This is a genomic window from Facklamia sp. P12955, from assembly GCF_050409565.1.
GTDB lineage: Bacteria > Bacillota > Bacilli > Lactobacillales > Aerococcaceae > Facklamia.
The window spans coordinates 1-608 of record NZ_JBNUPF010000065.1 but is presented as its reverse complement, the minus strand read 5'-3'; the positions used below and the strand labels follow the sequence as shown (position 1 = coordinate 608).

The following is a 608-nucleotide window of genomic DNA, read 5'->3' as shown; positions in this document are numbered from 1 at the left end:
TGGAAGACTTTAACACAAAATGATTCACAGCACTAGCACAAGGAGAATCTATTCATGAACTGTTTCGTCAGGCCTTAGAAGATGCCATTAATCTACTGCTTGAGAGCGAAAGAACGGTTTTTCTTAATTATGAGAAGTGGAAAGTGAAAGGTTATAATACTGGTAATTCAAGGAATGGTTATTATTCTAGAAGACTACAGACTGAATCGGTACGCTTCACCTCAAAATATCACGAGATCGGTTAGGGCTGTTTGATATTAAAACGCTTGAATGCCTTCAACATGCTCCTGCTCATTTAGAAAAGATGATAATTTTAATGTATCAAAAAGGTGTGACAACACGCGATATCTCAGAACTTATTGAAAAAATGTAGGGTCATTGTTATTCACCAACGACCCTCTCCAACCTTTCAAAAACATTTGAAGAAGAATTAGCCGCTTACCGACAACGTCCGATTAAACAAGACGATGTTTGTCTATACTGCGATGCCACCTTTGTATCTGTAAGACGCGGTAGTGTGTCTAAAGAAGCTGTCCATACAATTATTGGAATGGATGCTCAAGGCTATAAGGAAATACTCGATTTTCAAGTCTATCCTACAGAGTCAG

At 38.2% G+C, this 608-nt stretch carries 1 pseudogene; it reads left to right on the top strand.

From position 1 onward, the window contains the following. Nucleotides 1-50: 50 nt before the first annotated feature. A pseudogene (locus ACQV2G_RS09145) lies at nt 51-608 on the top strand (IS256 family transposase); the annotation flags it as partial.